The organism is Streptomyces sp. NPDC043853 (assembly GCF_056436025.1).
Genome location: NZ_JBWKDJ010000011.1, coordinates 129,470 through 150,252, shown reverse-complemented (window position 1 = coordinate 150,252; position 20,783 = coordinate 129,470). Strand labels below are relative to the sequence as shown.

General features: G+C 72.2%; 19 protein-coding genes and 1 pseudogene. 11 read left to right on the top strand and 9 right to left on the bottom strand.

Annotated features, from left to right (window positions below; genetic code table 11):
- Positions 1–35: 35 nt before the first annotated feature.
- Positions 36–1,427, bottom strand: coding sequence for a M64 family metallopeptidase (locus AC067U_RS26620; protein ID WP_478832294.1), 1,392 nt, complete (start codon positions 1,425–1,427; stop codon positions 36–38).
- A 139-nt stretch (positions 1,428–1,566) separates the two neighbouring features.
- Here AC067U_RS26620 and AC067U_RS26615 point away from each other — a divergent pair, with 139 nt between their 5' ends.
- Positions 1,567–3,033 carry a helix-turn-helix domain-containing protein gene (locus tag AC067U_RS26615; RefSeq protein WP_478832293.1) on the top strand — a complete coding sequence of 489 codons (1,467 nt, stop codon included), beginning with the start codon at positions 1,567–1,569 and terminating at the stop codon, positions 3,031–3,033.
- Positions 3,034–3,062: 29 nt separating this feature from the next.
- On the opposite strand, the gene AC067U_RS26610 is transcribed toward AC067U_RS26615, so the two are convergent.
- Positions 3,063–4,343 carry an MFS transporter gene (locus AC067U_RS26610; protein WP_478832412.1) on the bottom strand — a complete coding sequence of 427 codons (1,281 nt, stop codon included), beginning with the start codon at positions 4,341–4,343 and terminating at the stop codon, positions 3,063–3,065.
- 145 nt (positions 4,344–4,488) lie between these two features.
- Between AC067U_RS26610 and AC067U_RS26605 the strand changes: the two genes are divergently transcribed.
- The gene (locus AC067U_RS26605; protein ID WP_478832292.1) at positions 4,489–4,899 is read left to right on the top strand and encodes a YciI family protein; all 411 of its coding nucleotides are present in this window, start codon (positions 4,489–4,491) and stop codon (positions 4,897–4,899) included.
- 237 nt (positions 4,900–5,136) lie between these two features.
- On the top strand, positions 5,137–5,787 hold the full coding sequence (locus AC067U_RS26600; protein WP_478832291.1) for a class I SAM-dependent methyltransferase: 651 nt from the start codon (positions 5,137–5,139) through the stop codon (positions 5,785–5,787).
- A gap of 27 nt (positions 5,788–5,814) precedes the next feature.
- Here AC067U_RS26600 and AC067U_RS26595 read toward each other — a convergent pair whose 3' ends face one another.
- Together AC067U_RS26595 and AC067U_RS26590 are read right to left on the bottom strand one after the other, a co-directional pair.
- Positions 5,815–6,363, bottom strand: a complete 549-nt coding sequence (locus tag AC067U_RS26595) for a 2'-5' RNA ligase family protein (protein ID WP_478832290.1) — start codon at positions 6,361–6,363, stop codon at positions 5,815–5,817.
- 104 nt (positions 6,364–6,467) lie between these two features.
- Positions 6,468–7,124: a hypothetical protein gene (locus AC067U_RS26590; RefSeq protein ID WP_478832289.1), complete on the bottom strand. Its 657-nt coding sequence runs from the start codon at positions 7,122–7,124 to the stop codon at positions 6,468–6,470.
- A 169-nt stretch (positions 7,125–7,293) separates the two neighbouring features.
- On the opposite strand from AC067U_RS26590, the gene AC067U_RS26585 reads away from it, so the two are divergent.
- The 3 genes from AC067U_RS26585 to AC067U_RS26575 all read left to right on the top strand — a co-directional run bounded on the left by AC067U_RS26585 (position 7,294) and on the right by AC067U_RS26575 (position 9,810).
- The gene (locus AC067U_RS26585; protein WP_478832288.1) at positions 7,294–7,740 is read left to right on the top strand and encodes a GNAT family N-acetyltransferase; all 447 of its coding nucleotides are present in this window, start codon (positions 7,294–7,296) and stop codon (positions 7,738–7,740) included.
- A 107-nt stretch (positions 7,741–7,847) separates the two neighbouring features.
- Positions 7,848–8,843 carry a GlxA family transcriptional regulator gene (locus AC067U_RS26580; RefSeq protein ID WP_478832287.1) on the top strand — a complete coding sequence of 332 codons (996 nt, stop codon included), beginning with the start codon at positions 7,848–7,850 and terminating at the stop codon, positions 8,841–8,843.
- A gap of 292 nt (positions 8,844–9,135) precedes the next feature.
- Positions 9,136–9,810, top strand: a complete 675-nt coding sequence (locus AC067U_RS26575) for a DUF4232 domain-containing protein (protein ID WP_478832286.1) — start codon at positions 9,136–9,138, stop codon at positions 9,808–9,810.
- A gap of 56 nt (positions 9,811–9,866) precedes the next feature.
- On the opposite strand, the gene AC067U_RS26570 is transcribed toward AC067U_RS26575, so the two are convergent.
- The 3 genes and pseudogenes from AC067U_RS26570 to AC067U_RS26560 form a co-directional block, all read right to left on the bottom strand.
- Positions 9,867–10,562, bottom strand: a complete 696-nt coding sequence (locus AC067U_RS26570; protein ID WP_478832285.1) for a hypothetical protein — start codon at positions 10,560–10,562, stop codon at positions 9,867–9,869.
- A 170-nt stretch (positions 10,563–10,732) separates the two neighbouring features.
- A pseudogene (locus AC067U_RS26565) lies at positions 10,733–12,359 on the bottom strand (ATP-binding protein).
- A gap of 347 nt (positions 12,360–12,706) precedes the next feature.
- A complete protein-coding gene (locus AC067U_RS26560) occupies positions 12,707–13,180 on the bottom strand; it encodes a hypothetical protein (RefSeq protein ID WP_478832284.1) in 474 nt (157 codons plus the stop codon).
- 193 nt (positions 13,181–13,373) lie between these two features.
- Here AC067U_RS26560 and AC067U_RS26555 point away from each other — a divergent pair, with 193 nt between their 5' ends.
- From AC067U_RS26555 to AC067U_RS26545, 3 genes are all read left to right on the top strand, one after another.
- Entirely contained in the window at positions 13,374–13,826 is a 453-nt protein-coding gene (locus AC067U_RS26555) for a VOC family protein (protein ID WP_478832283.1), read from the top strand.
- Between the two features lie 194 nt (positions 13,827–14,020).
- Positions 14,021–16,465: an ATP-binding cassette domain-containing protein gene (locus AC067U_RS26550; protein WP_478832282.1), complete on the top strand. Its 2,445-nt coding sequence runs from the start codon at positions 14,021–14,023 to the stop codon at positions 16,463–16,465.
- A 114-nt stretch (positions 16,466–16,579) separates the two neighbouring features.
- The gene (locus AC067U_RS26545; protein WP_478832281.1) at positions 16,580–17,068 is read left to right on the top strand and encodes a hypothetical protein; all 489 of its coding nucleotides are present in this window, start codon (positions 16,580–16,582) and stop codon (positions 17,066–17,068) included.
- A 171-nt stretch (positions 17,069–17,239) separates the two neighbouring features.
- Here the strand turns inward: AC067U_RS26545 and AC067U_RS26540 are convergent, their stop codons facing one another.
- Complete coding sequence (locus AC067U_RS26540; RefSeq protein ID WP_478832280.1) at positions 17,240–17,815, bottom strand: dihydrofolate reductase family protein; 576 nt, start codon at positions 17,813–17,815, stop codon at positions 17,240–17,242.
- Between the two features lie 538 nt (positions 17,816–18,353).
- Between AC067U_RS26540 and AC067U_RS26535 the strand changes: the two genes are divergently transcribed.
- Together AC067U_RS26535 and AC067U_RS26530 are read left to right on the top strand one after the other, a co-directional pair.
- Complete coding sequence (locus AC067U_RS26535; RefSeq protein ID WP_478832279.1) at positions 18,354–18,977, top strand: LysE family translocator; 624 nt, start codon at positions 18,354–18,356, stop codon at positions 18,975–18,977.
- A gap of 124 nt (positions 18,978–19,101) precedes the next feature.
- Positions 19,102–19,404 carry a hypothetical protein gene (locus AC067U_RS26530; RefSeq protein WP_478832278.1) on the top strand — a complete coding sequence of 101 codons (303 nt, stop codon included), beginning with the start codon at positions 19,102–19,104 and terminating at the stop codon, positions 19,402–19,404.
- A gap of 361 nt (positions 19,405–19,765) precedes the next feature.
- Here the strand turns inward: AC067U_RS26530 and AC067U_RS26525 are convergent, their stop codons facing one another.
- The gene (locus AC067U_RS26525; protein ID WP_478832277.1) at positions 19,766–20,638 is read right to left on the bottom strand and encodes a glutaminyl-peptide cyclotransferase; all 873 of its coding nucleotides are present in this window, start codon (positions 20,636–20,638) and stop codon (positions 19,766–19,768) included.
- Between the last annotated feature and the right edge of the window lie 145 nt (positions 20,639–20,783).

Sequence of the window (20,783 nt, the reverse complement as noted above, 5' to 3'; positions counted from 1 at the left end):
GGGGCAGTCGCACCCCCGAAGCCCGCCGCCAGGCCCTACAGCCGGACCTTCCACTCGACCGTCGCCGCCATGGTCCGCGCGACCTCCGGGTCCCGTACCGAGCCCGTCCGGTCCTCCGCCCGCACCGACAGGCGGTGCGTACGGAAGTCGAGCAGCGGCAGCCCCAGCTCGCCCACCCACACCCGCTTCCGCCCCTCGAGGAACCGCAGTTCCCGCCCGTCCAGGTACCAGCGGACGGACAGCTGTCGCGCCTCCGCTCCGGTCAGCCGGGGTACCGAGATCTCCGCCGACTGGTGGGCGCGCAGCGTGCGCCCGGTGGGAGTGAGCGCGGTGACCGGTCGCGCGTGCCGGTAGAACCCGGCGATCATGGCCTCGACGCCGGGCAGGTTGAACGGCCGGTCCAGTACCCGCATCAGCGAGCCCTCCGTCGGCCGGTACAGCCCCTTCACGTAGTAGCCGCCGCCCTCGTACGCGCCGACGGAGCCGCCGTCCGGGGAGGCCTCGCCCAGCCACCGGTGCCACTTCTCCCCGCGCGCCGCCATCGCGTCGGCGTCCATCCCGGACACGTTCGGCTCGGCCGGCTCGGGACCGGTGTACCGCTCGTAGTCCGGAACGCCCGGGTAGAAGTATTCGTCGGCCAGCCACCCCAGGGAATGCCCCGTCTCGTGCACCGCGACCTGTCCGGATTTCGCGTTGCGCGCCGATGCCGTGGCGATGCCGTCGTAACCGAGCGTCTTGCTGGGCTCGTTGTAGCCCGCCCCGCCGTACTTGGAGCTGTTCGCCAGCACCAGGACCAGATCGGCATCGGGCACCAGCGCCACGTACCCGTCGGTCTTCTCCTGGTCGACGCAGAGCAGCCGCTCGATGTCCCCGCACCAGAAGGAGGACCCGAGGGCGGTGTCCCGCACCACGTCCCGGCCCGGATCACCGCTGACCCCGGACTCCCGCGAGACCGCGTCGACCGTCCACACGTTGAACAGCCCCTGGTACGTCGTGTACGGCTGGACGGCCGCCAGCTCGCCCCACTTCGCCCGGGCGTCGGCGTGGAACCGTCCCAGTTCGTCCGCCGCGTACCCGTCACCGATCACGACCACGTCCAAGCGGTCGGCGGACGGGCCGTTGTCGATCATCTTGGCGATCGCGCCGTCCGCCTGGGCCTCCGGTTCCGAAAGGCGGCGCCCGGCGGGTGCGCCCCGGCCCTCGGACGGCACGGAGGCGTGCCCCGATCCGGCCGTCACCCCGTCTTCGGGGCCCGGTATCTCCACCTCCACCAGCGGGCGCGGTCCGGGGTCAGAGACCGCCGCGCCCGGCACGGACGACGGGCCGCCCGGTACGGCGGACGCCGTGCCCGGTACGGCGCCGAGCGCGGCGACGACGGCCGCGGCCACCCCCGCCGACAGCAGTGAACTGCGCAGGGCAGAGCGCACGGCATCCTCCCGGATACGGTAATTAACCACTCGCTTAAGCAGATTGAACCGGTCGCTTAAACTAGGGGGTGCCGGAGGGGATGCGCAATGATCGTGTCCCCTTGAAAACCAAGGGAGTTGACCGACCAGGGGGTGCGGCATGGACGAACCGGCCGAGATCGGCAGACGAGTACAACGGCTCCGCACCGAAGCCGGCCTGACCCAGCGCCGGCTCGCCGAGCCCTCCTACACGGCCGCCTACATCTCCACCCTCGAATCCGGCCGCGTGCGCCCGTCCGAAACGGCGCTGCGCTTCCTCGCCACCCGCCTCGGCACCACATACGAGGAACTCGCCACCGGCCGCCCCGCCCACCTCGCCACCGAACTCCGGCTCGCCCTCACCGACGCCCAGCGGACCCTGGCCACCGGCGCCGCCGACGAGGCCGCCGTCCACTACCGGTGCCTGCTCACCGACGCCCGGCACCTCGACCTGCCCGCCGAACAGGCCGAAGCACTGCTCGGCCTCGGCGACTGCGCGCTGGAGACCGGCGACCTGGCCGACGCCCGGGCACACTTCGCCGCCGCGGAATCCCTGCAGGCCGGGGAACCGCTGCCGCGCCGTGCCCGCGCCATCCGGGGCCGCGCCGTCGCCCACCTCCTCGCCGGGGAACTGCGCTACGCCTGCTACCTCCTCGAATCCGCCATCGACGAACTCGGCACCGGCGGCCTCGCCGACCCCGAGGCACTCGTCCTGCTCTACGCCGCGGTCATCGGCCCGTACATCGACATGGGCGCCCACGCGCGCGCCGCCCACGCCGCCGAGACCGCCCTCTCCCTGGCTCCCCGGGTCACCGACCCCGTCCTGATCGCCGGCATGCACCGGCAGGTCGCCCGCACCTTCCTCGCCGAGGGACGCACCGCCGACGCCGACGCCTCACTGGCCAAGGCCCAGGCCGTGTACCGGCAGCTCCAGCTGGCGACCGACCTCGCGCACTGCCACTGGATGCGCGGCTATGTGAAAGCCCAGTGCGGCGACCTGCAGGCCGCCGAGGAGGAGCTGCGCACCGCCCGCGCGATGCTCGCCACCCGCCGCGCCACGCTCTACACCGCACAGGTCGAGGTCGAACTCGCCGACGTACTGCGCCGCCTGGGCCGCCACGGGGAGGCCGCCGAACTGCTGTCGGCCCTGCTCGGCCCGGACGGCCCCCAAGGCCGGCCCGGCCACCAGGACCCGGACGGCCACCAGGACCCGCACAGCCACCAGGACCCGCACAGCCACCAGGACCCGGACGGCCACCAGGGTCTGGCCGACCACCGCGGCGCCGTGCACGCCGGCGGCGCCCACCGGCTGCTCGGCCTCATCGCCGAGGAACGCGGCGAGACCGAAGCCGCCGAGGAACACTACGTACGCGCCCTGGCCCTGCTGGAACGCAGTGGCGCGACCGGAGACCTCGCCGACCTGTGCCGGCTCCTGGGCGACCTGCTGCGCCGTACGGGCCGGACCGAAGCCGCCCTCGACGCGTACCGCACCGGCCTCGGCCACCGCGCGGCCATCGGCACCACCACCCTGGGCCCGGCCCCGACGGTCGCCGCGGACGGGGCCGGGCCGGAGCAGTGGCGCTCCTGAGGGCGGAGGCGTGCCGGACGGGAGGAACCTCAGGCCGCCGTCGGAGCGGTCCCCCGGCCGGCGGCCTGCGCCGCCCGGCGGCGGGCGTCCGGATCGGTGCGCGCGTCGTACGCGAGCAACGCGGGCAGCAGCGCCGCCAGCAGTGCCACCGATGCCACACATGCCAGACCACCGCTCCAGAAGGCGGTACGGGTACCGGTCCAGCCGGCCGACCAGCCCGCCCGCACCTGCCCGAGCTGCGGCCCCACGCTGTACGACAGCACCTCGATGCCGGCCAGCCGCCCGCGCAGCCCCTCCGGGATGGTCTGGTTCCAGATCGTGGAACGGCCCAGCCCGCTCAGCATGTCCCCGGCCCCGGCCGCCGCCAGGCACACCAGCACCAGCCACACGTTCGTGAACCAGCCCGCGGTGGCCACGGCCAGACCCCACACGGTCGCCCCGCCGGCGACCAGCAGCCCGTGCCGGTGCACCCGGGAGGTCCAGCCGCTGGTCAGCCCGACCACCAGCGAGCCCACCGACCCGGCCGCGTACATCAGCCCGAGCGCCCACGGCGCGTCCAGCTCGTCGGCGAGGAAGGGGAAGATCGCGTTCGGGAAGGCGAAGAACATCGCCGCCAGGTCGATCGCGTACGTGCCCAGCAGCACCGGCCGGCTCCACGCGTACCGGGCGCCCTCCGCGATCCCGCGCAGCGAGGGCCGCTCGGCGTCCCGGGCCGGCGGAGCCGGACTCAGCCGGGCGCACAGCAGCACCGACACCGTGAACCCGGCCACCGTCACCGCGTACGCGGGGGCGTGGCCCGCGTAGGCCACGACCAGGCCGGCCAGCGCCGGACCGGCGATCGCGCCGATCTGATAGCGGAGCGAGCCGAGCGCGGCCGCCGCCGTCAGCTGGTCGTGCGGCACGATCCGGGCGGTCAGTGAGTCCAGCGCGGGACGCTGCAACCCGGACAGCGCCGACACGCCGGCCGCCACCACGTACAGCGGCCACAACAGCGGCTCCGGCAGCAGCGCGTTCACCAGCAGCACCAGGGCCAGCAGGCCCAGGCCCGCCTCGGACCAGAGGATCAGCCGCCGCCGGTCCACGGCATCGGCGAGCGCGCCTCCGTAGAGGCCGAAGACCACGAGCGGCACCAGCTCGACCGCCCCCATCGCACCGACGGCGAGCGGCGACCCGGTCAGGTCCTTGATCTGCAGCGGCAGCGCGATCATCGCCATGAAGCTGCCGAAGAAGGTCACCGTGCCCTGGTAGAAGAGCAGCCGGAAATCGCGGCTGGAACGCCAGGGGGAGGTGTCGGGCAGGATCGAGGCCATGCGGGTGCGGGTCTTGCTCACAACGGCCGATCGTTCGTCACCGCCCCTGCCCGGAGCAACCGGTTTTCCGCCCGCGCGGGGGAAATCGCGGGCACACCGGCCCGCCACCGCACCGCCGGGGACGGTGAGCTGCTTCGCTGGGCCGGTGAAATACTTCGTGACGGTCCAGGCGACGGAGATGGACTACGACGCCATGGAGGGGACGGAAACGCCGGGCTCGCCCCGGTGGAGCCGCGAGGACGTGCTCGCCATGGTCAACTTCATGGGCGCGCTCAACAACGAACTCGCGGCCTCGGGCGAGCTCCTCGACGCGCAGGGCTTCGGCCCGCCCGCCGATGCCCGCTTCGTCACCGGATCACCCGGCACCAACCCGGTCGTCACCGACCGCCCCTACGCCGCCACGGACGTCCAGCCGGCCGGCTACTGGCTGCTGGAATGCTCCAGCCTCGAACGGGTCACCGAGATCGCCGCCCGGATCACCCAGTGCCCGGTACCGTCCGGCTCCCCCGAATACCCCGTGGTGATCCGCCCGATCGGCGAAGCCCCCGGCACCTGAGCCCGCCACGTGGCCCGCCGCGCGCGGCGTTCACGTCGACGTCGGTGCTGCCGTGTCCCGTGCCGGCCCCGCCGAGCCCCTCCCGCAGCAGGTCAGCCGGGCGTACACCCGGCAGCACCCGGAGAACGACTCGAACCGCAGCCGCCCCCCGGGCGCCGCAGGTGCCTCAACCGCATCAACCCCCGCGTCCTGCGCGGGACTCCTGAACGCGCGGGCGCGGGATTAGGGTTGTCGCTCGTGACCGGACCCTCCCCGTACCTCGCCGCGACCGCCGCTGCCTACGACGCCGTCGCCGTCCGCTACGCCGCACTCTTCCGCGACGCGCTCGACGCCCTCCCGCTGGACCGGGCGTTCCTCGCCGCGTTCGCCGAACTCGTGCGCGGCACCGGGCCGGGACCCGTCGCCGAGCTGGGATGCGGTCCGGGCGCGACCACCGCGCACCTGCGGGACCTGGGGCTGGACGCCTTCGGCCTCGACCTGTCACCCGTGATGATCGGCCTCGCCCGCGAGGCCCACCCGGACCTGCGGTTCGAGGTCGGCTCCATGGACGCCCTGGACCTGGCCGACGGCACGCTCCGGGGCATCCTCTCCTGGTATTCGGTCATCCACACCCCACCGCGGGAGCTGCCCGCGTACTTCGCCGAGTTCCACCGCGTCCTCGCGCCGGGCGGCCATCTCCTGCTCGGCTTCTTCGAGTCGGAGGGCGATCCGGTCACGGCCTTCGACCACAAGGTGGTGACGGCCTACCGGTGGCCCGTCGACGGCCTCGCCGGTCTGGCCGCCGCGGCGGGCTTCACCGAGGTCGGCCGGATGGTGCGGGCTCCGCAGGACACGGAGCGCTTCCGGCACGGCCGCCTGCTGATGCGCAAGGACGGCGCGCCGGGCTGATCGCCCCCGGGGAGGGACCGAACGGCTTCATTCCGCTGCGGGCCGGAGCGCGAACGACGCCCGCTCCTGCCACTTCACGCCGTCGTACACCATGAGGTCGACCGACGAGACCCGCGAGGTGAAGGGAAGCCGTCCGAGGACGGCGCCCTCGATCTCGTCGAGGACCGTGTCGTCCTCTACCTGGACGACGGTCAGATGCGGCACCACCTCGGCGAACTTCCCGCCGTACGGCGGAGCCTCGGGCCACCGCCCGACGACCGCTTCGGTGAGCCGCCGGAACGGCCCGTCGGGCTCGGGAACGAGGTACAGCACGCCCGGGAACCGTCCGCACCGCGCGAACCGCAGGTCGAACTCGGGATGGCGGCCGAACACGTCGGTGAGGGCCGCGCAGAGGCCTTCGTCGACGCGGCTCTCGTCGAGGAACGGATAGACCACGGTGACGTGTGCCGGAACCCCGGCCCGAGCGGCGGGATCCAGGCGCTCACGCCATCCGCGCACGGCCGGTTCGGCCTCCGGAACGTTGATGACGAGTGCCGTCTGCCCGGCCTCGAACACACTGCTCTGGTCGTCTGCCATGACACCGCATGCTGCCACCTCCACAGCGGCGGGCAGGGCACATCGCCGTATCCGCCGCCCGTCCGAGGAACCGACCGGCTCTCCGGGCCGGTCCGGGCCGTCCGTCAGGAACGCGGCTGCCAGTTCCGAGGCATCAGCCCGGCCCGCCGCGCCGCCTCGTCCTCGGCCGCCGAAGCCCGGTTCCGGCCCGGCGCGGACCGCAGGACGTACCGGAACGGGAGACCCCCCGGAAGGGCGAGCATCCCACCGAACCGGGCGTCACCGGCGAACCACACCTCCTCCGGGGATTCCGCCGGGCGCGGCACCTTCGGCCCGTCCCACCCCTCCCACGGGGGCGGGAACGAGCAGTGGCTCTGACCGTCCGGCCGCAACAGCACGACCTGGCCCTGCGTTCCCCACCGACGCCCCTGCGCCCGCTGCCCCTCCGCGGCGATCACCCGTACCTGCCGGGGCCGGCAGGGCCACACCTGCCACCCGTACGTGGCCACCACGCGCCGCTCCCTGCTTCGCGCCCGGCGCCACAACAACAGCAGCCCCACCGTCACCACCGTGACGGGACCCAGCCCCGCGAACACCAGCAGGGCGGACACCGACGCGGGACCGCTGAGCACGGGCACGACCACGAGCAGCAGCACCTCGACGGCCACGGCCCACGCGCCCCACCTCAGACCGCGCTCACGCCGCCGCAGGACCTCCTCGATCCCCGGGGTCTCCAGTGCCACGCCCGGCAGGACCCGGTAGCCGAACTCGTGGGCCGTCATCACCATGCTCCGCTCTCGGGAGGACCACCGGGGACCACGTGCCGTCAGGCCCGGCCCACCGGACCGGTGACGACGACGGTGACCGCCGGTCCGACGACGCGCGAGCCTACCGGCAGCGCCCGCCCATCCGAGGGGACGGTTCGGCATCCGGTACGGATATCGTCCTGGCATGAAGATCATCGACCTCGAGCCCGGCGACCCGCGCCTGGTCAGCGAACTCCTTCCGGTCCTGCGCGAACTGCGCCCCCACCTCACCCCCGAACTCTTCCTGGAGGTGTACGAGCGCGGCCGCGCCCAGGGCCTGCGCTTCACCGCCGCGTACGCGGACGACGGCGCCTGCGTCGGCGCGGCCGGCTGGCGGATCATCGACAACACCAGCTCCCTGCGCAAGCTCTACGTCGACGACCTGGTGACCGCGGACTCGGCCCGCTCCACCGGCGTCGGCCACGCGCTCATCGGCCATCTGGAGGCGCACGCCCGCGCGGCCGGCTGCCACGAGCTCAACCTCGACTCCGGCACCCACCGCACCGGCGCCCACCGCTTCTACCTGCGTGAGCGCTTCGACATCGTGGCCTTCCACTTCACCAAGGAGCTGAAGCCCACGGGGGACCGGTGAGCCGGTCCATGAGGGACGGTGCGACCGCGCGGACGGCGTACCGCGGTGTCCGGATGTGACAGGGAACCGTCATTGCGGCCATGGACGGCGGCGGCGAGGGTGGGTGCATGCCCACTCCTCCTCCGCACCGGGTCGTCATCGCGGTCTTCCCCGACGTCGACCTCCTCGATGTCACCGGTCCGGCCGAGGTCTTCGCGCTGGCCAACCGGGTGACCGCGGGCGAGCGTTACGAGGTCCGGCTCGCCGGGCCGGCCGCCGGGCCGGTCCGGACGTTCGCCGGGGTGCGCCTGCATGCCGACCTGGCCTTCGAGGAGGTCGGCGAACAGGTGGACACCCTCCTGGTGCCGGGCGCCGTCGACGTCGTCGGCGACGGTGTCGTGGCCCGCGTCGACAGCGCCGTCGTGGAGTGGGTGAAGGCGACAGCCCCGCACGCCCGGCGCGTCGCGTCGGTGTGCGTGGGCGCGCACCTGCTGGCCGCGGCGGGACTGCTGGACGGGAAGACGGCCACCACCCACTGGTCGACCGCCGCCCAGCTCACCGCCGAACACCCCGAGGTCACGGTCGACCCGGACCCGATCTTCGTCCGCGCCGACCGGGGACGGCTCTGGACCGGGGCGGGGATCAGCGCCTGCCTGGACCTCGCCCTGGCCCTGGTGGCCGTGGACCTGGGGGAGGAGACCGCGTTGTCGGTGGCCCGGCAACTGGTGATGTACCTCAAGCGGCAGGGTGGCCAGAGCCAGTTCTCCGTACCGCTGAGCCGTCCCGCGGCCAACCGGCGTGACATCGACGCACTGAGGACCTGGATCGCCGACCACCTCGACGAGGACCTGTCCGCGGAGGCCCTGGCCTCCCGGATGTGCCTGAGCGAACGGCACTTCGCGCGGGTCTTCAAACAGGAGACCGGCATCAGCCCCGCAGCCTACGTCGAAGCGGCCCGGGTCGAGGCGGCGAGACGACTCCTGGAGACCACCGACTCGCCGCTCGATCAGGTCGCGTCCGTATCCGGACTCGGCTCGGTGGAGACCCTGCACCGGGCGTTCCGGCGGCAGCTCGCCACCACACCGGCGGCCTACCGCCGCCGCTTCCGCACCCAGCCGGTCTGACCGGACCGGACCGGGGTCCGGTCCGACCACAGGCCACCACCCCTGTCCCTTCGGCATGTCGCGCGGCGGAGCACTTCGGCCTGCCCGATTCGTCCTGGTGGAAGGCCCTGATGGCCACTGCCGCCACCCACACCACGAGTCCCACGGGTACGACCGGCACCACGAGCACCGCCGTGGGGACGATCGTGGTCGACTCGGCAACACACCGTCACCAACCTGTGAAGGTTCGGCGGGACGCTGGTGTTCGTCAGCCCAGCGAACTTCGCACTTCACAGCCGGGGGTACCCACACCATGAGCACCGTACGCAGAGCAGCCGTCGCCCTCGCCGCCGCATCCGCCCTCGCCCTCCTGACCGCCTGCGGACCCGGAGAGGACGAGGCGGCGGGCGGGAGCGGCACGCCGACCGCGAGCCCGACGAAGTCCGCGACTCCGAGCGCCCTGCCCACGACTCCCACCAAGCTGCCGACGCCGCCCAAGCCCTCGAAGCCGGGCATCCCGGCGGCCTCCCCGACCAAGACCCCGCCCGGCGGCGGCCCGAAGGACCCCGACTACGGCGTCTTCCCGTGCAGCACCTTCGACGTGACGTTCACCGCAAGCCTCGCCAGCGCCACCCACAGCGGCTACCTGCTGAAGGTCACGAACAAGAGCACCAAGCCGTGCCGGGTGCTGGACTTCCCCATCGTGACCTTCGGAGACCTGGACGGGCAGGCCACGGAGCGGGGCGAGGCCCCCGGCATCGAGGACGCGTTCAAGATCGCTCCGGGCGAGTCCGCCTACGCCGGGCTGATGGGCGGGGTCAAGGACGGCAAGGGCAAGACCGTCGACTCGATCTCGATGACCATGAGCACCCAGTCGGACCTGAAGCAGACGCCGCTCAAGGCCTCCACCCCCGGCCTGTACGTCTCTCCCGACAAGAACTCGGTGACCCCGTGGATGACGACCGCGGAGGACGCGCTCACCCTGTGACGGCACACCGGCCCGGTCAGGGTCCGGGCCGGGGCAGGGTCCGGGCCGGGTCGAGGTCAGGGCCGGCCGATGGACAACCAGGCGGTGAGCGCCGCGTGAAGCTCGGCTGCGGCAGCCCGGTTGAGGTACTGGCCGGTGCGTCCGACGTGCAGCCGGACGCTGTCACCGCTCACCGTCCAGCCCACCCCCAGCCCGCGCGGTGACGACAGCACCTGCCCGTTCTCGAGCATGCGCGCCATGGCCTGGGCGCGCGGGGGAAGCGGGGCGCCGCCGGTGGCGCCCCCGCCGCCCTGCACCGGCAGGGACCGGTTCGGCAGACCGAGCAGGGTCCGGAAGGCCCGGATCGCATCCTCCAGGGACTGCTCCGCGCACGGCGCCTCACCCACGAACGCCTCGGCCAGCTCCCGGTGCGGCAACCGCGGCCGGTCCGGCGCCGGGACCGGTACGTCCAGCCGCTCGTCCACGTCGAGCACGGCGACGCCGGGCGGGATGAGCACCCGGGTGTAGCCGTTCTCCAGACACTGGGCGTGGTACTTCCGCAGCGAGGCGATGGGCCTGGCCAGCGGGTGCTCGCGTCCCACGGGCGAGGGCGGCCCGAACAGCGCGGGCGAGAGCTCCGGCTTCCCGAGCGCGGCCTCCTTCCCGTAGGGGCCGTTGGACCGGTACAGGACACCGGAATGGGAGACCAGCACGGTGATCTGCCGGGCCCGCACATCGCAGCCCATCCGGAACCCCACCACCGTCGTCGCCACGACCCCTCCCAGCACCGGGTGCCCATCCGCCTCCACGCTAGCGGGCCACCCCTTCCGCCGGGCCGGTTTGACCGCACGGGGTCAGCGGCGACGCGCGAACACCCGTCCGGGCCACGCTCTTCACCGTCCGGGGACCGCGCGAACCGAGTCCCGATCCGCCCCGGACCGACTCAGATGTCGAGGAAGCGGACGTCCTTGGCATTGCGCTGGATGAAGGAGCGCCGGGCCTCGACGTCCTCACCCATCAGCACCGAGAACAGGTCGTCGGCCCGGGCGGCGTCGTCCAGGGTGACCTGGCCGAGCACGCGGTGGTCGACGTCCATGGTGGTGACGCGCAGCTCCTCGGCGTTCATCTCGCCCAGGCCCTTGAAGCGCTGGATGGTGTCGTCGCGCAGCCGCTTGCCCCGGCGCCGGCCGTGGTCGACGAGGGCGTCGCGGTGCCGGTCGCCAGTCCCTTGCGGCGGGTCAGGTCCCGGGCCTGCGGGCGGCCGACCTCGCGGTGGCGGCGGCAGTCGCCTTCCGGACGATGTCGGCCGCCTCGCCGGGATGGCGGTCGAACCAGTCGGACAGGTGCTCGTGCGTGACGCGCTGTACGAAGGCCTTGGCCTCGGTGCTGCCCAGCCTGTCCTTGGTCTGGCCCTCGAACTGCGGCTCGCCCAGCTTGACCGAGACGATCGCGGTCAGACCCTCGCGGATGTCGTCACCGGTGAGGTTGTCGTCCTTCTCGCGCAGCAGCCTCTTGTCGCGCGCGTACCTGTTGACCAGCGAGGTGAGCGCCGTACGGAAGCCCTCCTCGTGGGTGCCTCCGCCGTGTGTGTGGATGGCGTTGGCGAAGGAGTGGAGGCTCTCGTTGTAGCCGGTGCTCCACTGCATCGCGATCTCCGCGGACAGGGTCCGCCCGGGTTCGGTGGCCTCGAAGGAGATCACGCCGGGGTGTACGGTCTCGCCCTTGCGGGAGTTGAGGTGGGCCACGAAGTCGGCGATGCCGCCCTCGTAGCGGTAGGTCACCGTACGGGCCGGTGTGCGTCGGTCCCCGTGCGCGGCCGGACTGCCGCCGGCCGAGCCCGTTGCGCCTGTTGAGCCCTTTGCGTCCGTTGCGACCGCTTCGGTCGCTGACCCGGGTCGCTCGTCCCGCAACGTGACCGTCAGGCCCTTGTTGAGGAAGGCGACTTCCCGCAACCGGCGCGAGAGGGTCTCGAAGGAGTAGTCGGTGGTCTCGAACGCGTCGGGGTCGGCCCAGAAGGTGATGGCCGTTCCCGTCGCCGTGGTGGCCCCGCGCCGCTCCAGCGGCGCGACGGGCCTGCCCGCCTTGAACTCCTGCACGTAGCGGTGCCCGTCCTTGCACACCTCGGCCCTGACCTTCCAGGACAGGGCGTTGACCACGGACAGGCCGACCCCGTGCAGGCCGCCGGAGACCGCGTAGCCGCCTCCGCCGAACTTGCCGCCCGCGTGCAGGACCGTCATCACGACCTCCAGCGCCGGCCTGCCCTCCGACGGGACGATGTCGACGGGGATGCCGCGGCCGTTGTCGGTCACCCGGAGGCCACCGTCGGCGAGGACCGTGACCTCGATGGTGTCGGCGACCCCGGCCAGCGCCTCGTCGACCGCGTTGTCGACCACCTCGTACACCAGGTGGTGCAGCCCCCGCTCGCCGGTCGAGCCGATGTACATGCCCGGCCGCGTGCGCACCGCGTCCAGCCCGTCGAGGACGGTGATGGAGCCGCCGTCGTACGCGGGGCTGCCCCCGGGGGAGGTGGAGACGGCGGCGGGCGGGGCGGCGGTACCGGAAACGGTCACGGAACACTCCTTCCAGCGCAGCACGAAGCACGCTCCCGCCACGGCGGGCGGGAGCGCGTCACAGGACAGGAAGACGGCCGGCCGGACAGCCGACGGCGCGCACGACTGAGCCGACGACCACGGCGGACGCGGAGATCGTCGACTCGTCCAGATTACCGATTCGGCCGGCCGAAGTCATCGCGAATGCGATCTCGGCGGCCCAGGGTCAGCTGCGCAATGGCTTCTCTGAGGCTTTCATCGTCGCGTAGCGGCCCGTTCGCAGTCCGACTGCCATCCCCCCTATTCGGAAAGCGTGGCAGCCGCTGAAATCGCCGTACAGGGCTTCGCTGCCTCTTCCGGTAGCGGCGTCAGTAGGCGATCTTGTACGTGACGTCGTGGGGGATCGGCGTCGGCGCGGGGCCGGGGTACACCAGGCGGATCGTGGTGAACCGCTGCGTGCCGGGCCGGGCGTCCCACGACTCCGGACGGCTCAGGGTGACGTCGACCGGGTACGCGCGGAACCGGCCGGCCGCGCAGTACGGCACACAGTCGTTGACCATGTCGGTACCGCGGGCCACCGCCGTCCTGGCGCCCCAGTTCTCCCACTTCAGCCCGACGAGGCGGTTGTTCCCGTCGCCACAGGCGAGCAGGTACTCCTCGGGACGTACCTGCGGTTCGCCGAAGCAGTCGACGACCACCACCGGCTCCGGCCCTTGGACCGGCCCGGTTGCCGAGGCCGGTACGGATGCGGTGGCGAAGGCCGCCGCCAGACACAGCAGCGTCACCGCCCGTGCCCTGCTCCAGACCGCGCCGGCGTTCCGACGGGCGCCCGGTGTATTCACGAGACCCCTCCTCGCCCTTCCGTTCCGATGGGTCCGGCCACCGCCAGCTTCCCCCAATCGGGCGCACCTCGCACCCGCTGCGGCTCGGCGGCACCCGCCGAGGGTGCCGCGCGGGGCGGGCGCGACGGCTCCTGCCGGAACCGGTCAGGATCGGAGAAGCGCCGGTCAGCGAGCCGTCCCTAGCCTGAGGCCCATGGACACCGACAGCGCGCACACCAACACCAACACCAACACCACCGACATCAGCATCCACTGGGCCTTCCTTCCGCACGACGACCCCGACGCCGCACTGGCCTTCTACCGCGACGGCCTCGGCTTCGAGGTCCGCAAGGACGTCGGGAACGGTGCGATGCGCTGGATCACCGTCGGCCCCGCCGACCAGCCGCACACCTCCATCGTCCTCGAACCCCCGGCCGTCACCCCCGGTATCACCGACGAAGAGCGCCGCACCATCACCGAGATGATGGCCAAGGGCACCTACGCCCGCATCACCCTGGCCACCTCCGACCTCGACGGTGTCTACGCCCGGCTGCGGGCGGGCGGGGCCGAGGTCGTCCAGGAGCCGACGGAGCAGCCCTACGGTGTGCGCGACTGCGCGTTCCGCGATCCCGCGGGCAATCTGATCCGGTTCAACGAGCTGCGCTGAGCCGATTCCCCCACGACCACGACCACGACCGCGGCCGGCCGGCCGGCTCTCCGGCCCCCGGCCGCGGAGCCGGCCGAACTCAGCATTCCGGCCGCCGCGCGGGCAGTACCGGTCATACTGCTCGAAGTTGATCAGTTGGACGACGGTGCGCCGCCAGGAGCCCGCGCGGGCGGCCCCACCCGGATGGAGACACGATGAGCAAGCGCACCAGGACGACGGACGCGAACGACGCGCAGTCGCAGTCGCCGTCGCCCGGCCGGCAGGTCGCCGACAGCCACGATCTGATCCGCGTCCACGGCGCACGCGAGAACAACCTCAAGGACGTCAGCATCGAGATCCCCAAGCGCCGGCTGACGGTTTTCACCGGGGTCTCCGGATCGGGCAAGAGCTCACTGGTCTTCGACACGATCGCCGCCGAATCGCAGCGCCTGATCAACGAGACGTACAGCGCGTTCGTCCAGGGCTTCATGCCCACGCTGGCCCGCCCCGAGGTAGACGTCCTCGAAGGCCTCACGACCGCGATCATCGTCGACCAGCAGCGGATGGGCGGTGACCCCCGCTCCACGGTCGGCACCGCCACCGATGCCAACGCGATGCTGCGCATCCTCTTCAGCCGCCTCGGCACCCCGCACATCGGCTCGCCCAAGGCGTTCTCCTTCAACGTCGCCTCGATCAGCGGCGCCGGCGCGGTCACCTTCGAGCGCGGCGGCAAGACCGTGAAGGAGCGCCGAGACTTCAAGATCACCGGCGGTATGTGCCCGCGCTGCGAAGGCCGTGGATCCGTCACCGACCTCGACCTCACCCAGCTCTACGACGACACCAAATCGCTCAACGAGGGAGCCCTCACCATCCCCGGCTACAAGCCGGGCGGCTGGAACCACCGCCTCTACACCGAGTCCGGCCTCTACGACCCGGACAAGCCGATCCGCCGGTACACCAAGAAGGAACTGGAGGCCTTCCTCCACCATGAGCCGACCCGGATGAAGATCGCGGGAATCAACATGACCTACGAGGGTCTGGTCCCGCGCATCCAGAAGTCGATGCTCTCCAAGGACAGGGAGTCGATGCAGCCGCACATCCGCGAGTTCGTGGACCGGGCGGTCACCTTCACCACCTGCCCCGAGTGCGACGGCACCCGGCTCAGCGCAGCAGCCCGCTCCTCGAAGATCGACGGGATCAGCATCGCCGACGCCTGCGCGATGCAGATCAGCGACCTCGCCGACTGGGTCGGCGGCCTCACCGAGCCGTCCCCAAGCTCTTCGAGCAGGGGATACCCCATGGTGGCACCACTGCTCGCCACGCTCCGGCACACCCTCGACTCCTTCGTGGAGATCGGCCTCGGCTACCTCTCCCTCGACCGGCCCGCCGGCACCCTCTCGGGCGGCGAGGCACAGCGCGTCAAGATGATCCGCCACCTGGGATCCTCGCTCACGGACACGACGTACGTCTTTGACGAGCCCACCACCGGCCTGCACCCCCACGACATCCAGCGGATGAACAGCTTGCTGCTGCGCCTGCGCGACAAGGGCAACACCGTCCTGGTGGTGGAGCACAAGCCGGAGGTCATCGCGATCGCCGACCACATCGTCGACCTCGGGCCCGGCGCCGGCACCGCGGGCGGCACCGTCTGCTTCGAGGGCAGCGTCGAGGGACTGCGGACCGGCGGCACCATCACCGGCCGCCACTTCGACGACCGCGCCTCCCTCAAGGAGTCCGTACGGAAGCCCACCGGCACGCTGGAGATCCGGGGCGCGTCCACGCACAACCTGCGCGAGGTGGACGTGGACGTGCCGCTCGGCGTGCTCACCGTCATCACCGGCGTCGCCGGTTCCGGCAAGAGCTCGCTGATCCACGGCTCGATCCCGGCCGGTGCGGACGTGGTGTCGGTGGACCAGGCCCCGATCCGCGGCTCGCGGCGGAGCAACCCGGCCACCTACACCGGCCTGCTCGACCCGATCCGCAAGGCCTTCGCCAAGGCCAACGACGTCAAGCCGGCGCTGTTCAGCGCCAACTCCGAGGGCGCCTGCCCCAACTGCAACGGAGCCGGCGTCATCTACACGGACCTGGCGATGATGGCCGGCGTCGCCACCACCTGCGAGGAGTGCGAGGGGAGACGGTTCGACGCGTCGGTCCTCGAATACCGCTTCGGCGGCCGCGACATCAGCCAGGTACTGGAGATGTCCGTGGCCGAGGCGGAGGAGTTCTTCGCCGCCGGTGAGGCGAAGACCCCGGCGGCCCACCGCATCCTGGAGCGGCTCGCCGCGGTCGGCCTCGGCTACCTCACCCTCGGCCAGCCGCTCACCACCCTGTCCGGTGGCGAACGGCAGCGGCTCAAGCTCGCCACCCACATGGCCGACAAGGGCGGGGTCTACGTCCTCGACGAACCGACCGCCGGCCTCCACCTCGCCGACGTCGAGCACCTCCTCGGCCTCCTCGACCGCCTCGTCGACTCCGGTAAGTCGGTCATCGTCATCGAGCACCACCAGGCCGTCATGGCCCACGCCGACTGGATCATCGACCTGGGCCCCGGCGCCGGTCACGACGGCGGCCGCATCGTCTTCGAGGGCACCCCCACCGAACTCGTCGCGGCCCGCTCCACCCTCACCGGCGAACACCTCGCCGCCTACGTCACCACCTGACCGGGCGCACGACCACCCCGACGGGGCCGCTCACGATGCGGCCCCGTCGTCGTCCCCGTCGCCGTCGGGCTCTGTCATGGCCGGGGCGGCGGCCCGAACCACTGCCACTGACAGGTGATCTTCCTTGACGAACGCCTGATCGGCTCCTGGTCCGGCTCCATCGTGGGCGTGATGGAATCGAGCGCGATCGTGTTCCTGCCCGACGGCCGCGGCTGGAGCAGGTTCGACAGCATCAGCGGCGAACTCGGCGTCGGCCGCTTCCGCTGGCACTGCCCGGCCGAGGGTCGGCTGACCCTCCGTTACACGTGGCAGGTCGCCGGCGAATGGGCCGCCGACACCGGGGGCTTCGCCGCGGTCCGCGGCAGCGGCCCGTCCGACGAGGTCCTCGAAACGGGCTACCGCCTGGCCCCGCACCTGCCACCCCTGTCCGACGCCCCGGAGCCGGCCCTGCTGCTCGACCACAGCGTCGAGTTCGAGGACGTGTTCTACCGCTCCCGGAACCGGCGGCCGGTCACCCCCGCGGACGACCCCTCGGCCGCCCTGGTCCCCTACGCACCGTCACCCCGCCCCGCCCCCGTTCGGCGTACCGCGCGCGGAGGGTGACGGTCCGGTCCGCCCCCCGAACGGGGGCGAACGCGGGCACCCACGCGGACGGTTCCACATCGACGCCGAGCCGACCGTGAGTGACTGCCCGGAAGCGGCGACCGCATCGACGACCCGTGCGAGGACGTGCCCGACTTTCCCGGACGGCCCGCCCCAGCACGTCGGCACCTTCTAGAGCACGGCATGGCGCGCCACGCGGTAGCGGAGGTAGACGATTCCAGAGCCGAAGGCGCGGGTCTCGACGAGTTCGAGATCGACCCGGCGCTCGCGCCGGGGAAAGAACGGAATGCCACCGCCGACCAACACCGGGTAGACCCTGGCCCGGTACTCGTCGATCAGACCCAGCGCGGCCGCCTCGGCGGCGAGGGTCGCGCCGCCGATCGCGATGTCGCCTTCCCCCGGCTCGGCTCGCAACCGCTCGATCTCCTCCGCCAGACCGCCGGAGGCCAGGCGGGCATGGCCCTGCACCGCCGAGAGCGTGGTGGAGAACACCACCTTGGGGAGCGGCTTCCAGAGCGCGGCCCATTCGAGCATGGAGTCGTCGAGCGATGGATCCCGGTCGGCGGTCTCCCAGTACAGCATCGTCTCGTACAGCCGCCGTCCCAACAGGTAGACGCCGACCCCTCGAACCTCCTCGGTGACGAAGCGGAAGACCTCCTCGTCCGGCGTCGTCCAGTCGAAGCTGCCGTCCGGCCCGACGATGTAGCCGTCGAGTGAGACACCCATCGAGTAGGTCACGCCGCGCATCGGAACTCCTCCCCGGGAACGGTTTCCACACCACCGCCGCCGATTTGTGGTATTGCCACCAGCGCGGGGAAGCCGCGCCCGCCGCCGGCCGGCCTTGCGCGTGGGGACCTGCGGCACCCCTCAGCCCCTCGCCGAAGTCACCGTTCCGTTCCGTGTCGCGTCGCGTCGCTCTCAGAGGGCGGGGTCACCGCCCGAGGGCGTTCATCAGGATGATCGCGAGGAGATTCCCGAGGATGACGGCGAAGACGCCGATGATCATGGCCCATGCTTTGGCCGACTCGTCCAGATGCATGCATCGCCTCCCGACCGGGACATGCCGTTCCCCGTCGTGGCGGGCGCCCGCGCGCCGGCCGACTGGTCTTCCGCCATGGTGACCCGGTTCCGCTCGCCGCACATCCGGGACAGCCCGTCGTCGGGGTGACGGCGGCAACCCCATGCGGTGGAACGGGTCACGGACCCGTTCCCCCACCGGCCGCTCGTGCACAGGAGTACTCTCCGTCGCTGGAGCGGTCGTGGGGCGGTGCGAGAGGCTGGGCTCATGCTCGTACAGTTTCTTGCCGCAGCCGGTGTGCTCGCCGTGCTGACCATCGTGCCCGGTCCGGACATGGCCGTGACGACGCAACGGGCCATCGCCGCCGGCCGGCAGGACGGTCTGCGGACCGTCGGCGGCATCGCGGCGGGACTGCTGACCTGGGGCGTTCTCACCGTCGTGGGTTTGGCCGCCGTCCTCGCGGCGTCCGCGACGGCCTACGCCGCCGTCAAGCTCGCCGGGGCGGTCTATCTCGTCTTCCTCGGTGCGCAGGCGCTGTGGAACAGCCGCCGGAGCAGGCCCGGGGCCTCGGCAGCACGCGGGAAGACGGCCGTATCGGGTAGCCCGTGGCGGACCGGACTGGTCAGCAACATCTTCAACCCGAAGATCGCCGTCTTCTACACCGGCCTGTTGCCCACCCTGGCTCCGCCCGGCCTCGCCCCGCAGGCGGGGATGGCGCTGCTGGTCCTGCTGCACGCGGCCCTGACCGTGCTCTGGCTCGGCGGCTACGTGATGCTGCTGGCCAAGGCCCGTGCGTACTTCGAGCGGCCCGCCGTACGCCGCGCCCTGGACCGCGTCACCGGTGTGGTCCTGATCGGCTTCGGGGTGAAGGTCGCCACGAGCCGGGCCTGAGGGCGGCGGGGCGGAGTGCCGGCCGTCGGCTGTCAAGCCCCGAGATTCCGGGGCGTGCGGGGGCTGCTGGGCAGAGGGCTGAATGGATCTCCCATTCGTCTTTCCTTCCCCAAGGGGAGTTGCCATGACCCGCATGCCCAGGAAGCGGCGTTTTGCGATGGTCGCCCTTTCGTCCGCGCTCGTCGGAGGTGCTCTGCTCCTGCCCGTCGGCGCGTTCGCCGCTTCCGCTCCGGCGCAGCGCGCAGACGTGACTGCCGTCGTCGGAGGTCATCCGGACCTCGCTCAGGGCAGGGGTGAGGTGTACTGCGAGCCCGAGCCTCCCGAGGCCGAGACCCTGCCGGAAGCTCCGGGGCACGAAACGAAGCCGGAGATCCTGAAACCCGAGATGACCCTCAAGTATCAGCTCATGTCCTTGGACCCGGCCTGACGGTCGGCCGGCTCGCCGGACGGGTCCTTCGCTGACCGGCCCGGCGGCGTCCTGCCGGGCGCGGACGACGGTGCACGCGCTCCGATGGGTGGCGGGCCGGACGGCGGGAGTTCCGGCGAGGCGGGGGCGCGGACAGGAGCAGGAGCAGGAGTCGGTGCTGGAGAAGGAGCAGGCGCCGGCCGCGTACGCGCACGCCGATCCCGGCCACCCTCCTGATCTTCGGCCTCGGGGTCGTCCTCATGGCGGCCCTGCCCGGCGCGGCCCTGCTGGAGCTGATCACGGCATGCTCGTCTTCGCCCGCCAGGCGCTGGACACCGAGCCCGCAGACCAGAGCACCCACACCCGCTGATCCCGGGGCGGCTCACTCGGGGACGAAGGCCACCCGGAAGACCCGCGGCCAGTTCTTGCCGGTGACGAGGAACTCGCCGGTACCGGGTGACTCGCCGGCACCAGGAGACCCGCCGGTACCGCGGATCTCGGCGATGCCGTTGAGGACCCCGGCACCCTCGGCCCGTTCCGCGGGGCTGACCAGGCCCGAGGCGTCGATCGTCGCGGTGACCGCGCCCGAGGCCGGGTCGATGCGTACGAGACGCTCGGTGAGGAACACATTGGCGTACACCGAGCCGTCGGCGGCGCATTCCAGTTCGTTGAGCCGTCCGAGCGGGCGGCCGCCTTCGGTCACCGTCACCGACCCCTTCCTGGTGAACGTCGCCGGATCACGGAAGACGAGGGTGGCGGACCCGTCGCTCATCACCAGCCGGCCGGGCTGGGCGCACAGGCCCCAGCCCTCGCCCTCGTAGGAGACCCGGCGCCGCTCGGCGAGCGTGGACGCGTCGCGTTCGAAGGCGATGCCGTCGCGCCAGGTCAACTGCCACAGCCGGTCGTCGACGAGGGTGATGCCCTCGCCGAAGAGTTCCCGGGGCAGCGCCGCGCGGCGCGTCGGCGTCCCGCCCGGGGGACCCACCGTGACCTCGGACCGTCCGGTGAGCCCGGTTCCCTCGTAGAGCAGGCCGTCGTGCAGCTCCAGCCCCTGGGTGAACGCCTGTCTGTCGTGCGGGAGCGTGCCGAGCACCCGCACCCGCAGTCTCCGGGGGCGTTCCGCGGCACGGCTCGCCACGGCGGCGTGCGGGCGCTCCTCCCGGTCCGCGGTCACCTCGGGGAGGAGTCCCAAGAGCACCAGGGGAAGCGCGGCGCCGGTGATCAGCGGCCCGCAGCGCGACAGAGCACCCACCACGGAGCCGCCTCACAGCCGTGCGAACGTGTCCTCCGAGGATGTTCCCGGCGGACCCGCGGACCGGGACAGGACCACGGGTGCCGGGCCACAACTCACCCGGCCGGACGTACGCCGGCCGGACGCACCCCCGGCGGCTCCGCTCCGC

Excerpts from the sequence above, each read along its gene's own strand:
- AC067U_RS26615 (WP_478832293.1), top strand. The coding sequence starts at position 1,567 with ATGGACGAACCGGCCGAGATCGGCAGACGAGTACAACGGCTCCGCACC.
- AC067U_RS26610 (WP_478832412.1), bottom strand. The coding sequence starts at position 4,343 with ATGGCCTCGATCCTGCCCGACACCTCCCCCTGGCGTTCCAGCCGCGAT.
- AC067U_RS26595 (WP_478832290.1), bottom strand. The coding sequence starts at position 6,363 with ATGGCAGACGACCAGAGCAGTGTGTTCGAGGCCGGGCAGACGGCACTC.
- AC067U_RS26590 (WP_478832289.1), bottom strand. The coding sequence starts at position 7,124 with ATGACGGCCCACGAGTTCGGCTACCGGGTCCTGCCGGGCGTGGCACTG.
- AC067U_RS26585 (WP_478832288.1), top strand. The coding sequence starts at position 7,294 with ATGAAGATCATCGACCTCGAGCCCGGCGACCCGCGCCTGGTCAGCGAA.
- AC067U_RS26580 (WP_478832287.1), top strand. The coding sequence starts at position 7,848 with ATGCCCACTCCTCCTCCGCACCGGGTCGTCATCGCGGTCTTCCCCGAC.
- AC067U_RS26575 (WP_478832286.1), top strand. The coding sequence starts at position 9,136 with ATGAGCACCGTACGCAGAGCAGCCGTCGCCCTCGCCGCCGCATCCGCC.
- AC067U_RS26555 (WP_478832283.1), top strand. The coding sequence starts at position 13,374 with ATGGACACCGACAGCGCGCACACCAACACCAACACCAACACCACCGAC.
- AC067U_RS26550 (WP_478832282.1), top strand. The coding sequence starts at position 14,021 with ATGAGCAAGCGCACCAGGACGACGGACGCGAACGACGCGCAGTCGCAG.
- AC067U_RS26540 (WP_478832280.1), bottom strand. The coding sequence starts at position 17,815 with ATGCGCGGCGTGACCTACTCGATGGGTGTCTCACTCGACGGCTACATC.
- AC067U_RS26535 (WP_478832279.1), top strand. The coding sequence starts at position 18,354 with ATGCTCGTACAGTTTCTTGCCGCAGCCGGTGTGCTCGCCGTGCTGACC.
- AC067U_RS26530 (WP_478832278.1), top strand. The coding sequence starts at position 19,102 with ATGACCCGCATGCCCAGGAAGCGGCGTTTTGCGATGGTCGCCCTTTCG.